This window comes from Halonotius roseus (assembly GCF_006861655.1).
Taxonomy (GTDB): domain Archaea; phylum Halobacteriota; class Halobacteria; order Halobacteriales; family Haloferacaceae; genus Halonotius; species Halonotius roseus.
The window spans coordinates 253,098-266,633 of record NZ_SESI01000004.1 but is presented as its reverse complement, the minus strand read 5'-3'; the positions used below and the strand labels follow the sequence as shown (position 1 = coordinate 266,633).

Below are 13,536 nucleotides of genomic sequence, written 5' to 3'. Positions count from 1 at the left end.
GCTGGTCAGCGTCGAGGCCTTCCTTGTCGAGAGCCTCGTTGATGACGAGCTTCGTGTTCTCCCAGATTTCCATCGGGTCGTGCTCGACCCAGCCGGGCTCCGGATAGATCTGTTCGTGTTTTTCGTAGGCTTGCGATACGACGTTCCCGTCATGGTCAAAGACCATGAAACGAGTTCCAGTCGTCCCTTGGTCAATTGAACCAACGTATGTGTCTGTCATAGATATCACCTGGTAGTATGGCGGGCGTCGTGGCGACAGTGCCGGCACTCCACGTCGGATTGATCTCTCGCCAGTTGCACCCGAGCCATACTGACAGTACAGAAACCACCAGTATAAACATGATCATTTAGGATATATCATGTTTATATTTGAATATTAATTTCTGCTGAAATTGGGGGAAGAGTATTATTAACCATCTATTTGTTCAGTTTGGGTCGGCAGGGGGCATAACAATCGGATATTTAATGTGTTAGATATCTATTGTGTCCTCAGTAGCATCTCTGAGCAGGTCATATATCGCCGTCAGCAGCCTTGGCGCGAAGCGTGGCGACGCGGTCGCGGATCGACGACAGCTCGTCGCTCTCTTGTTTGTCATCGACGTGACTATACATCAGGCCCATGCGGTGGTTGCTCCGGAGCTGTTCCTCGTTGCGATCAAGAAAATCCCAGTACAACGCATTGAACGGACAGGCGTTCTCGCCGGTTGTCTTCGTCTTATAATACCGACAATCACTACAGTAATCTGACATTTTGTCGATGTAGTTCGCCGAGGAGACGTACGGCTTCGTGGCGAAAACGCCGTGGCCGTACTGGCCCATCTCGATCACGTTCGGGGTCGTCACCCAGTGGTAGGCGTCGACGTAGGTCGCATGAAACCAGTCGTTGAGCTCGCCCGGCTCGACACCCCAGAGCGTGGCGAAGTTGGCCAACACCATCAGCCGCTGGATGTGATGGGAGTAGCCGCGGTCGTAGACCTCGCTGATGGTCTGTGAGAGACACTCCATCTCGGTGTCGCCATCCCAGTAGAAGTCCGGCAGCGACGCGGTCGCATCGAGTTGGTTGGCCTCCGCGAGAGCCGGCATCGCGTGTCGGTAGACGTGTCGCATGAACTCCCGCCAGCCAAGGATCTGCCGAACACAGCCCTCAACGGCGTTGAGCGGGAGGTCACGAGAGTCGTAGGCGTCGATAATGGCTTCGATAACCTCCACCGGATGCAACAGCCCGAGATTGATCGACGAGCTCAGAAGCGAGTGGGCCATCGCCCAGTCGTCGGCCCGCATCGCGTCCTGGTATTCGCCGAACTCGCCGAGTCGCTCATCGATGAACCGATCAAGGGCGTCCTGCGCCTGTTCGCGGGTGACGGGCCACGGGAAGTCATCAACTGAGGTATCACCCCACGTCTCGAAACTGTCCTCAACCCAGGCAGCCGTCTCGACTGTTTGCTCGTCGGGCTCCGGCGACGGAGCTGGTGGGGCCGCCCACGTCTCGTCTGGAAACTCACGGTTCTCGTCGTCGTAGTTCCACTCACCGCCGACCGGCTCGTCGCCGTCCATCAACACGCCGGTCTCCCGGCGCAGCCACCGATACATCGACTCGTGTTTGAACGTCGGCGTCTCGTCGTCGGGGTCGGCGTTGGCCCACTCGTCGAAGGCCTGCCGGGTGCTGGCAAACAGCTCGTTGTCGACGAACCGCACGTCGCCGCCGGCGGCCTCGATCAACTCCCGAAACCGGCGTTCGGAGCCGTAGCTGGGCGAGCGCATCGCCACCAGCCGTGTATCGGGGTGGTCGTCGAAAAACGCCGCAAAGCCGTCGGCGAAGCTGTCGGCTGTGATGTAGATAACCTCGTAGCCGGCCGCCCGCAGTCGATCCCGAAACTGTCGCATCGCGGCGAAAACGAGCGTCAGCTTGTGGTGGTGATACGGCTTCCGCGCCGCAAAGTCGTGGGCCTCGATCATGAGCACCCGCGACCCCTCGGCTGCGCGGGCGATCGGGCCGGAGCGTGTGGTCAACTGTGTCCCAAGCACCCACGGCACATCGCTCTCGCCGAGGGAGTACTCCGGCAGATCGCCGACGATCGGCTGTTGCATACGCCCGATAGCGGGCCCGCACACTTAGCGGTGTAGCCGAATCAACACCAAGCAGGTGCGACCGTCGCAGTCGATGTCGACCCATTCACCCGTGTCGGTTACGCCGCCGCCTCAGCTTTCCGAAGCGTGAGTGTAAACACGCTCCCCTCGGGATCGTTGTCGCTGATCTCGATATCGCCGTCATAGATCTTGACGAGGGTATCAACGAGATACAGCCCGATCCCCGAGCCGGGGCTCTGTAATCCGCGTTCGCCGCGGCCGAAGATCTCGTCGCGGCGATCCTCGGGGATGCCGGGGCCGTTGTCGGCGACGTGGACGACGACGCTGTCGCCGCGCTCCTCGCCGCTGATCGTCACCTCGGGGGTCGGTTTGTCGTTGTGGGTGACGGCGTTGGTGATCAAGTTTCGGAACACCGAGGAAAGCAGTTCCGTCGCCGCAACCTCGACCCCGATCGGGAACGCATCGTCGATCCGGATGTCGGCGTTCTCGTAGGTGTCGCGTGCTTTCCGGCATTCGTCGGTCACCACCGCGGCGAGATCGATCGACTCCAGTGCGGGTTCGGCGTCGCCGCCGAGGACATCAAGGAACTCACCGACCGTCTCGGTGATGTCGGTGATGTGGGTCGCCGCCCGCAACACCGGCTGGAGGGCGTCCGCGCTGTCGTCATCAAGCCGGTCGGCGAGGCTTTGGCCGTGACCCAAGATCACCGCCACATCGTTTTTGATGTCGTGGCGGACGACCTGATTCAGCAACGCGAGCTCCTCGTTTGCGGCTTCGAGGTCGCCCTGTGTCTCCCGGAGGATCGCCTCGCGTTCGGCCTGATCGAGGGCGGCGGTGACCGTCGCTGCCAACACATCGATCAGCGTTCGATCGGTCTCCGAGAACGCATGCGCTGTCGTCGCGCCGGTGATGAGCACGCCGTGATCGCCGAGCGGCACCAACACCTCCGAGCCGAAGACCGTCTCCTCGTTGTGTAGCTCCTCGGCGTCGGTGAGATCGTCATACACCCGCGGCTCGCCGTCGGTGTACACCTCCCAGGCCACGGCATCACCCTCCTGGAACGTCGGCTGCTCGTCGATCAGCTCGGCTGCCGCCGCCGTCTGGGTCGCCGGCATGAGCTCGTCGCGGTCGTCGTCGTACCACCAGACGCCGGTCAGCGGGAGATCAAGCACCGCCTCCGCCCGCTCGGTCGTGATCTCGGCGATCTCGTCGCGGGACTCCGCCGCCATGAGCTGTCTGGCGGTTTCGTTGAGCGCGGTGAGCTTGGTCTCGAAGGCGTTGCTTGAGAGCTCGGCACCAAGCCACTGGGCGGCGATCTGGGCGAAGGCGGTGTCGCCGTCGCTAAAGGGTTCATCGCGGTCGTCGTGGGCGGCAAAACAGAGCGTGCCGTAGAGCGTGTCGTCGACAACGACCGGCACGCCCAGATAGGTTCGAAGGCCGTCGGTTCCGTACACCTGGCTGTCGGCGGGCTCGCCGTCAGAACCGTTGGTGAACGTGATTGGCTTGCCGGCGGCGGCCACGCGTTCGCAGTAGGTCGCCGACAGATCGAAGCTGTCGCCGGCGTCGATCGGCGCGCTGTCCGAGGCGGTGGCTTCCACCACGTACTCGTCGGCGTCGATGCTGGCAAAGATGCCGATATCGACGTCGAGATAGTCGACACCCAGCCCCAACATCGCCTCGACGGTCGCCTCAAAGGATCGCTCCTCGTCGGTCGTGATCGCATGAAACCGCCTGAGTGCGTCGTTTCGGGCCTCGATCTGTCGCTCGTAGGCCATCCGGCTGCTCACATCGCGGATCGAGGCCAGCGTTGCCAACGCTGCCCCATTTGGCCCGGTCAGCGTCGTGCTGAGCGTCTCACCCTCGAAGGTTGTGCCATCGGCGCGCTCGTAGGTGAGAACGTAGAGTTGGTCGCCGGATCGAGGGGGTTCGCTCTCCTCGCCGATCGGCTCCCCGTACAGCGTCGACACCGGCTGGCCGGCCACCTCGCTGGTCGCATAGCCGAACAGCGATTCGGCCGCCGGGTTGAGATCCGTGATCCGCCGGTCGCCGTCGGCGACGATCAACGCGTCCTCGGTCTGCTCGAAGACCGCCTCAAAGAGTCGTTGCTTGCGCTGGAGATCCAGGTCGCGGCCGCCCTCCTCGGCGAGATCACGGAAGACGACGGTTAGTCCGGTGTCGCTGGGATGGGCGCGCACCGAAAACCACCGCGCAAGCGGGTCGTAGTAGATATCGAAACGAGTCGTCTCCCCGGTCTCCATCGCGGTGCGAAACTCCTTGCCGACGCGCCCGTTGGTGGTTTCGGGAAACGCCTCCCACAGCGTTTCGCCGAGCAGTTCCTCCGGATCGACCGCCAGCAGGTCGGCGGCGTGCTCGTTGCAGAAGGTGAACCGCCAGTCGGTATCGAGTGCGTAGACGGCGTCGTCGATGCGATCGAGCACCGCCTCGACCGATGCGTCATCGTCGACCCCAAAGCCCTCATCGGTTGCCATCGCGCTATGTCCCCCCGTTCGACTCCGACCACTCGAAGCCATCGGTATCGTCGGTGTCGTCGACAGCGTCCGTGTCGTCGATCATATCGTCAGTTCCCTTGTCGTCGACAGCGTCCTCGTCGCTGACCACGTTCTCATCGGCTCCATTGTCGTCGACAGCGTCATCGGGTTCCTCGTCGTCTGCCGCCTGCAGTGCGTTGACCGTCGACTGCCGGGCGAGATACGCCTGAAGTTGGCTGTCGTACTCGCCTCGTTCGATCAGGTCGGCGACGACAGCCTTGAACTCGGCCTCCGAGACCGGCTTGGTGAGATACTCATCGAAGTCGAGATCGAAGAGATCCTCGCCGGGTTCCTCGGCGGTGATCATCACGACGCGGGTGTCGTACCCCTGCTCGCGGAGCCACGCCAACACCTCGTCGCCGGACTTCCTTGGCATCCGACGATCAAGGACACACACGTCGACCTCGGGGCCAAGCATCTCGATCGCCTCCTCGCCGTCGTGGGCGGTGCGAACCGCATACGCATCCGAGAGCCACGCGGTGTGCATGGTGGCGACCCGCCGGTCGTCGTCGGCGACGACGATAATCCGCTCCGCCTCGGGGGCGGTGTCGACCCAGTCGGCGAGCTGTTGACAAACCGCTTCCAGCTCGGCACCGCGATCGGTCAACACGTAGGCAAACTCCGGCGGGTGGCTGCTGATCTCGACCTGTTCGAGACCCCCGGTGGCTTCCAGTGCCGACAATGTTTCACCCAGTTGCTCCTCGGTGAGCTCAGGCAGTGCCTCGGCGAGTGCTTCGAAGGTCAGCCCGTCGCTGTCGGCCAGCTGCCGGAGGACGACCGGTGGCCACGGCTCCGCAAGGAGGGCGGCGGCTTCGCGGAAGGCTGGGGACGCGCCCGTGGAACCGAGCGGCCCGCTGTCGCTCATGGGTGTATCACGAACAGCGGATGTAAAATCACTTTGGGGCGGTTGATTGATCGTGTTCAGATAAGGAGCTTCCTGAGAGAGTGTAGAAAGCCCTCGGCGCGCTCGGCTCCCGGGACTCGCTGCGCGCTTCGTCGTTCGCTATGCTCACTCCTGCAGTGCTTACGTCGTCCGGGTTCGCCGAGTGGGCGGCCGGCTGCGCCGGCCGCCGCAAACGTGGCGGCTTCGCCGCCACGCCCGCCTCGCCCTTTCAGTCCGCCAAGGCGGCGGTTGATCAGCCGTCCGACCCGCCCGCTTAGCTGCTCTTATCTGAACACCGCCGGTTGATTGCTGTGGTGTCTATTCGAGTTCGAAGGCGACCTCGACCTCCGCCTGATACTCCTTGTCGTCGGCGGTGGCGAGTTCGACGCCCAACTCCTCGACTTCGACCCAATGGAGGTTCTCCAGGGTGTCGCGGGCGCGGGCGATCGCGTCGTCGACGGCCGCATCGAAGCTATCCGTGCTGGTGCCGATCAGGGTGACCTTCTTGTGTACCATTGCACCTCTTGATTCCACGTCTGCAACCAAAAAGCCCCCCGCCGAGCCCCCAGCGGTGGTGTCGCCTGTGGGAAAACCCCTAGTGCTTTTGGTCGATCGATGCTGAGCCCAGCGTATGCACCGGCCGCCGGAGCCTCGCGGCGAGCAATCACGGCTGATCGAGCCCTCGCCGTGGATCGTCACCGAACCCGACACCGACCCACTCACCGACACGCCGGTTGGGGTTGTCCACCCGGCCAAGCGTGGCGGGCGCGTCCTTGAGACGCCGCCGGCGGCGGGCCGGCTCACCATCAGTCGCCGAACCATCCGGGTGACAAACGTCAGCCGCCTGATCGGCACCCTACAGATCCGGTTTACCGATATCATCGGCGTCGGCAGAAGCCGGCGGACGATCAACGGTACGACGGTTGAAACGCTTGCGGTGCGACATCTCGACCCACCGGCGACCGTCTACACCACCGAGTTTAGCGTCTGGGATGATCGGGAACACGAGCTGTTCACCCAGTTTCTGCGGCGGTACTACCGCAAGCAGCGACGCAAGATCGCCGATGTTGAGCTCTCGGCGGCCCAGCTTGAACTACTCGTCACCCTCTACTCGGCTGTCGGCGACATCGATATCGAATCCATCCTTCGGAAATCGGCCGCCGACATCACCGAGCTCTTCGGCCCGCTCCGGGAGGCCGGCCTGATCAGCGGCGGGGGGATCGGCAGCATGCTCACCGGGCGTGGCTACATGCTCGTCACCGAGCGCATCGACGACGACCGGCTGTAGGGCGACCCCTGTAGGCACTGCACTTATGCCGGTCGGCGTGCTCTGTGGCGGTATGCAGCGATGTCAGCGATCAGGATGCCCCTACCGCTCGGAGCGGGTACTCGATCGCTGTCAAACAAGTGCGGCCGGGCGACGAGGGCGATAAATGGCGGAGATCGACCGCTCGCTCAAGCTTCGTTCGTTTCTCAACGAGTGGGCAACCGTCCTCATCGTCGTGTTGATCCTTGCAGCCGCCGGCGTCGGCTGGTGGGCCTACCAGATCAACCTCGAACCCACCATCGAGACCGAACAGCGACTGACCGAACAGTGGTCGGAGTCGACCGCCTACAGCCACAGTGCGTCGATCACCAACGATAGCCTGCCGTTTGCCGCCGGCGAGCGCGCCACCAACCGGCCGCTGTACTACACCGCGCTCTCACAGGAGTTAGACGGCACCTACCGGTATGAGTACACCGCCGACAGCGGCAGCGTCGAGGTGACCACCGACACCTATCTGCTGATCCGTGGTGGGCGGATCGAAAACGGCAACATGACCGAAACCTACTGGGAGCTCTCCGAGCCGCTGGCCGCCGACAGCGAGACGATCGATCCGGGTGAGCCCCACCGCGTCGACTTTACGGTCAACATCCGGGAGGTGTTGCAGACGATCGGCACCGTCCAACAGCAGCTCGATTCGAACGAAGGGATCGTTGATGTCCGGGTTGTCTCGGTCTCCCAGCTCGCCGGCGATGTCGAAAGCGATAGCGTCGACACAACCTACCGCAGCGAGCTCCCGATCGTCGTCTCACCGTCGACGTTCCGCATCAACGAGCCGGTGACGGTCGATGAGACACACGAATCCTTCGAGACCGTTGAGGTGTTGGCCGAGCCCTCGCCGGTGCAGGCCTACGGCTCGATCATCGCCTTCGGTATCGTCGTCATGCTGTTGATCCTCCTGTTGGGCCTCCGGTACTCCGGCTACACCGAGCTCACCGACGAGGAACAGGAGCTCATCGAGATCGAACAGGCCCGCGAGCGGTTCTCCGAGTGGATCACCACCGGCGAGTTCCCCTCCGAGCGGGAGTACGAACAGACCGTCCTTGTCGACACCTTAGAGGGGTTGGTCGACGTGGCGATCGACACCAACAAACGCGTCATCGAAGACGAGCAGCTGGGTGTCAGCACCGTGCTGGACGACACCTACATCTACATCTACATCCAGCCGGATTCGCCCGCCCGTGACTGGCTCATCAGCTACGCGGATACCACCATCGATGAGTTCGATGAGTATGAGTTCTGACCTGGAGGGACGCGACCGATGAAACCCTCGGAGTTCCTCCAGTACGTCGTCGGCGGGCTGGTGATCGGGGCGATCCTCCTGTTGTTGGTCAGCCAACTGCTTGGCCAGCCGGCGATCGTGTTCGTCGAAACCGGGAGCATGTCACCGACCCTGGAGCCAAACGACGGCTTTCTTGCGGTGCCGGCGATCATCGCCGACGACCCCGAGGTCGGCGACGTGATCCTCTTTCAGTCCCAGGAGCTCGGCGGGGGTGAGCTGACGACCCACCGGGTCGTCGACATCACCGAGGAGGGGTATATCACGCAGGGTGATGCCAACCCGTTTACCGATCAGGATGGCGACGAACCCCCGGTCGCCGAGGGCCAGATCCGGGCTGTCGCGTTGACGTTCGGTGACGGGATCGTCACGATCCCGGGGCTCGGGGCCTCTGTCGGCGCGGTGCGGTCGGTCGGCACTGCGATACAGGATCTCATCCTCATTCCACTTGGGTTCGATATCGAGGTGACGACGCTGTCGACGGTCGCGATGGTCGCCGGCCTCGTCCTGTTCGTGTACGGAACGGTTACCGGCGCGACCAACAAACGACAGCGGAGCCGATCGCGGGGTGGCGTCTTCGACAATGCGATCATCGTGATCGCGGTGCTGGCGTTGGTTGTTATCATCCCGTTGAACATCTCGATGCTGTTGCCATCCGGTGTGTACCAGTATGAGATCCTCAGCTCGGAGTCGCCGACCGACAACGAGCAGATCATCGCCGTCGGCGGCGAAAGCGATGTGACGTACGCGATGCAGAACAGCGGCCACCTCCCGGTGGTGGTGTTTTTGGAGGCCGCAAGCGACGGCGTCGAGGTTCGTGAATCCCAGATTTATGTCCCGAGACGCAGCACCGTAGAGACATCTATCACGATGCAGGCCCCCGATCAGACGGGGAGCTACCTGCGGTTTGTCCGCGAGTACAGATATCTGGTCGTGCTGCCGCCGTCGCTGATCGCCAGCCTGCATGCGATCCACCCGGTCGTCGCTATCGCGGCGATCAACCTCTTCGTCGGTGGGATCGTCGTCGGGGTGTCGGTGGCAACGGTCGGCACCGATCGGCTGCGGCTGCGCTCCCGAAAGCGGGAGCTGGAGCTCGGCGAGGAGCTCCGCCGGATCATGCCGGCGTTCCTGCTGCGTGGTTCGGGATCGAGCCCACCAAGCCCGCCCGGCGGCTCTTCGTCCCATCGCCGAAACTGGTTCGGCTCGGATGAGGGCCCCGATACGTCCGGCCCCAAACCGCCGACCCCGGCCGACGCGAGCGACGAGTCGACACCGGAACGCACCCCGTCGCAGCCGGCCGACGATGGGCCGCGCCGGACGCTCACCGATTCGGAGCTGGTCGGTGTTCACAACACGCTTGAGGAGCCGCCTGCCGACGCTGGGCTTGAGGCCGACGCGTGGTCGCTGCCGCTGTTACAGCGGTATCTCTTCGAGGAGTACGGGGCCGACTACCCACGGGAGGACTGCAAGCGACTCCTGCGGCGAGCCGGCCATCTCTCTTCCGGCGGGTCGACCCCGGAGCCACCGGTCGGCGACGACACCGCTGGTGGTGGCGACCCCGCCGGCGACGTTGCTGCCGACACCGCCGCTGCCGACGCTCCCGACGATGCTGGCGACGACACCGTTACTGGTGATGCCACCGACGACGCCGATGAGTCGGTCGTCGATCCGCGGCTACAGGCGGCGTTTGAATCCGCCTTCGAAACCAAGCCGTTGCGCGATTCCGACGATGAAGAGACAGCCGATGTCGACGACTCGGATGTCACCGCGGAGCCGGTAGCCGAAGACACCCTGTGGGATCCGGTTGCCGACGACGAATCCGCGGGGTCGACTGCCGATTCAACCGATGAGGTCGTCGGCGACGACGCTGACGACGAGGCGGTCGGCGACGACGCTGACGATGACACGGCGGACGAGGCGGTCGGCGACGATGTCGACACGACGGTTGAGAACTGGGACGACAATGGCGACGGTAGCGATGACTCCACCGCCTTCGACGACTTCGCGTCGCTGGGCGGCGGCGACGGCCTCAGCGACGAACAGTATATGACGGCGATCACCGCACTCAACGACTCACCGTCGGCCGCCGGCTACGACGCCGAGGCGTGGACACCGGCGACGCTGCAGGCGTATCTGGCCGACACCTACGATATCGACTACCCCAGAGAGCAATGCGTCGAGCTACTCCGGTCGGCCGGCCACGATGTCGACGAGTAGGTGACCCCACCGACCGTCGTACGCATATCCTACGATTAAGTGGCTCCAGAGTATTGCTCTCGCATAGAGCCGAACCCCCGGCCCCAACGATGAGTTCGACCATCACCCCGGAAGCCCGCGAAACGAAGAATACGCTGTTTAGCGTGTTGAGCAGCCACCGCCGGCGGTACGTGTTGTACGCCTGCAACCAGGCCGACGGTGAGACGACGCTGTCGGATGTCGCCGAACAGGTCGCCGCCTGGGAGTACGACAAACCGATCGCCGAGATCACCTCCAAAGAGCGAAAGCGCGTCTACACATCGATCCAACAGCACCATCTCTCAAAGCTGGAGGATGCGGGGCTGATCTCCGTCGACGGTGATCGACTGGCCTCGACTGAGAAGGCGAAAAATCTCGATGTCTATCTCGAAGTTGTCCCCGAGGAGACAGTGCCGTGGTCGGTGTACTATCTCGGCTTGACTGTGCTGGGCGGCGTCGTCCTCGGATTCAGCTATCTCGGCTGGCTCCCCGACGCGATCTCGATGGGTGGCGTTGCGGCGGTGTTGCTGGTGGCGTATCTGATCTCCTCGCTTGTCCATCTCCAACAGTCGGAGCGGGTCAGCCTGGGAAGCTTCGACGAGGAGACGGCGGCTGGAGATGCCGACAACACGGAGTGAGTAACTGGTATCCTAATCGTCGTCGCTGAAGACGCCCCATTCGAACTCGTCGTCGGACTCCCGCAGGAGTCGCCCGGTACCGTCGTGAGCATCGAGTTCGCCCGTCTCTAGCTTGTTGGCCTGCTCGACCGTATCGGGGGTGACCTTCTCGGTGACCTCAAAGTTCGTGACCGGGCTGACAACGCCCCACAGCGCGCCGATCGAGTGGAGTACCACGGCGACCGGCGTGAGCAGGAGAAAGACCGGCCACAGGAAAGGGTGTTTTCGGTAGGCGACGAGGCCGAACAGCATGTAGACAAACAGAATGCCAAGTAGGGCCGTCGAGAGCAGCGTGTACAGCTCCATCCCCGGTGCTGTTCCGGGAAGCAGATACGACGCGAGAGCCAGAAACGGCACGAACGGCGAGAACGCCCAGGCGACGACACGCGTAAAGTACAGTGGCCGATACAACGGCGGTAACAGATAATCGTCGCCGACGGTGCCGGACATCCATCGCCGACGCTGTTTGAGCATTGCCTTCAGCGAGGGCGGGGCCTGATTCCGAAACCGGGAGTCGACCAGCTGATAGGTGAGATCGTACTCTCTGGCGGCCCGCCAGACGAGGTTTGTATCCTCGGTGATCGTCGGCACATCCCAGCCGATCTCGGCTTCGATCTTTCGGCGGATCGCAAACCCACCGCCCCAGGCGTACAAGGGGTACGACAGCCGGTGAAAGCCGAGCTGTTCGAACTGGTAGCCGGTGCGAAACACCTCACAGAGGTAGGTCAGCCGCGAGCCGGTGTAGATTGGTTTTTCCGTAAACTGGATGAAATCAGCATCCGGCAGCCCGGTCAGCTCGGTGACGATCGTATCCTCATCGAGATACAGCAGATACTCCTCGTCGGAATCGACGTTCTGGCGGGCCCATTCGACGGCTCGGCCCTTGTTGGTCGCGGTGCACTCGAACTCCTCGGGAACGACGTGTACCTCCGCCCCGTCGATGCTGATGTCGGCCTCGGCGATGACACGAACATCGACGATCCCGTCGGGCAACGCGTTGACCGTTTGTTGGACGACCGCCTCGGCATCGATCGTGAGGACGCGAACCTGGATGTCGTCGAGTCCCCACACCTCCTCGGTGTTGTGATCCCACCGGAACGAGAGGGCGGCAACCTCGATGACCCACCACAGCGCGGAAAAGCCATAGACGGCAAGTGCTGCCCACAACACTACTGCAAGCAGTCCTTGGGCCGATAGCAACTGTGACACAGCCAATGATGGCCGGACATTATAATAAATCTGCTGCAACACCGTCTTACCACCGTTAGGCGGTAACTAACGAGTGAAATTACCGCTGCACAACACTCCGGTTCTCGATGACGATACCGGTTCCCGGTCGGATCGAAAACGAGATCCGGTCGTCGACCTGTTGGCCCATGCCGGCGAAGCGACGCACGTTGATCCAGCGGTACCGCCGGCCGTCGGAGTTGTCGACCGTGATATCGAGCAACACATCGGCCACGGCCCGCAGCGGTTCCATCGTTTCTCTCGGAAGCCCGCTGGGTGAGACCAACAGGACGATGGTTGTCCCGGTCGCCATGATCCGCCGGAAAAACGTCAGGATTCGCTGGACTGCTCGGCGGTAATTCCCCTGTTCGGCAAGTGCTTCGACCGTCGGATCGTACAGCAGGATATCGCTGAACGTATCGAACACAATGACATCGTTGGTCCACAGCTGCTGGGCGGCCCGCAGCCGCGAGAGCAGTTCCGGCTGGTCGTCGCCCCCGGAGCCGGTGAGATCGCCGAACAGATACAACAGATCTCGCCGGAGCAACGATTTCTGGACGTTGTACGACAGCGACCGCATCTGTCCCAGAAAGCGCGTAAACTCTCGTTCCGTCGACAGATACGTGACCGTCTGGGACTGCTCACAGAGCCCGTAGGCAAACCGCCCGGCAAGCGTGCTCTTCCCGGCCCCGTGTCGGCCTTCGACGACGGCGAGACTCCCTGTCGGTAGCCCGCCGCCGAAGGCCCGATTCACCTGATCCTCGCCGGCTAGCCCGAGCGAGTAGAGATACTGCTGTTGGGGCGTCGCTCGCATAGCCTGTCTTCGCTGGGCGGGTATATAACGGCTCGGCCGCCGATTTGGTCGTGTTCAGATAAGCTGGGGAAACTGGAACCATCTCGAAAGCCCCGACTCGCTGGCGTCGGGGGGCTCGCTGCGCGCTTCGGGCCTGCGGCCCTGCAGTGCTTGCGTCGCCCGCCTTCCGCCAGCGGGTCGCCCCTTTCAGTCCCGCCCGACTGTGGCTGCCTGACCTGCCGACGCGGGTGGGACTGAAAGGGGCCGGCGTCTCGGCGAACCCGGACGTTCACGAGAGCTTCGCTCTCGTGAGCCAACCAGAAATCTCCGAGTTCTGGTGACGACGCAAGCACCGCAGGAGTGAGCAACGCGAACGACGAGGAGCACAGCGAGTCCCGGGAGGCGAGACGCCGGGGGCTTTCGAGGTGTTCGCAATCCAATCGCACTACTCTGAACAGCACCCTGGCGTGGCCGGCCAGCA

At 63.0% G+C, this 13,536-nt stretch carries 11 protein-coding genes; 4 read left to right on the top strand and 7 right to left on the bottom strand.

Annotated features, from left to right (window positions below; all coding sequences use genetic code 11):
- The 5 genes from EWF95_RS13360 to EWF95_RS13340 form a co-directional block, all read right to left on the bottom strand.
- On the bottom strand, positions 1–220 hold a 220-nt coding region (locus tag EWF95_RS13360; protein WP_246055732.1), incomplete at its 3' end, for an FGGY family carbohydrate kinase.
- A 290-nt stretch (positions 221–510) separates the two neighbouring features.
- Positions 511–2,088, bottom strand: coding sequence for a cryptochrome/photolyase family protein (locus tag EWF95_RS13355; protein WP_142444580.1), 1,578 nt, complete (start codon positions 2,086–2,088; stop codon positions 511–513).
- A 98-nt stretch (positions 2,089–2,186) separates the two neighbouring features.
- Positions 2,187–4,577 carry a GAF domain-containing protein gene (locus EWF95_RS13350; protein WP_185911794.1) on the bottom strand — a complete coding sequence of 797 codons (2,391 nt, stop codon included), beginning with the start codon at positions 4,575–4,577 and terminating at the stop codon, positions 2,187–2,189.
- Positions 4,578–4,581: 4 nt separating this feature from the next.
- Positions 4,582–5,502: a response regulator gene (locus EWF95_RS13345; protein WP_142444578.1), complete on the bottom strand. Its 921-nt coding sequence runs from the start codon at positions 5,500–5,502 to the stop codon at positions 4,582–4,584.
- A 336-nt stretch (positions 5,503–5,838) separates the two neighbouring features.
- A complete protein-coding gene (locus EWF95_RS13340; RefSeq protein WP_021039911.1) occupies positions 5,839–6,036 on the bottom strand; it encodes a dodecin in 198 nt (65 codons plus the stop codon).
- Positions 6,037–6,151: 115 nt separating this feature from the next.
- On the opposite strand from EWF95_RS13340, the gene EWF95_RS13335 reads away from it, so the two are divergent.
- The 4 genes from EWF95_RS13335 to EWF95_RS13320 all read left to right on the top strand — a co-directional run bounded on the left by EWF95_RS13335 (position 6,152) and on the right by EWF95_RS13320 (position 10,996).
- Positions 6,152–6,808: a CheF family chemotaxis protein gene (locus tag EWF95_RS13335; protein WP_142444577.1), complete on the top strand. Its 657-nt coding sequence runs from the start codon at positions 6,152–6,154 to the stop codon at positions 6,806–6,808.
- 145 nt (positions 6,809–6,953) lie between these two features.
- Positions 6,954–8,087, top strand: a complete 1,134-nt coding sequence (locus EWF95_RS13330; protein ID WP_142444576.1) for a DUF5305 domain-containing protein — start codon at positions 6,954–6,956, stop codon at positions 8,085–8,087.
- A gap of 18 nt (positions 8,088–8,105) precedes the next feature.
- Positions 8,106–10,340, top strand: a complete 2,235-nt coding sequence (locus tag EWF95_RS13325) for a signal peptidase I (RefSeq protein WP_142444575.1) — start codon at positions 8,106–8,108, stop codon at positions 10,338–10,340.
- A gap of 89 nt (positions 10,341–10,429) precedes the next feature.
- A complete protein-coding gene (locus EWF95_RS13320) occupies positions 10,430–10,996 on the top strand; it encodes a DUF7344 domain-containing protein (RefSeq protein ID WP_142444574.1) in 567 nt (188 codons plus the stop codon).
- 12 nt (positions 10,997–11,008) lie between these two features.
- Here EWF95_RS13320 and EWF95_RS13315 read toward each other — a convergent pair whose 3' ends face one another.
- Positions 11,009–12,244, bottom strand: a complete 1,236-nt coding sequence (locus EWF95_RS13315) for a glycosyltransferase family 2 protein (protein ID WP_142444573.1) — start codon at positions 12,242–12,244, stop codon at positions 11,009–11,011.
- 79 nt (positions 12,245–12,323) lie between these two features.
- Positions 12,324–13,076, bottom strand: a complete 753-nt coding sequence (locus EWF95_RS13310; protein ID WP_142444572.1) for an ATPase domain-containing protein — start codon at positions 13,074–13,076, stop codon at positions 12,324–12,326.
- Between the last annotated feature and the right edge of the window lie 460 nt (positions 13,077–13,536).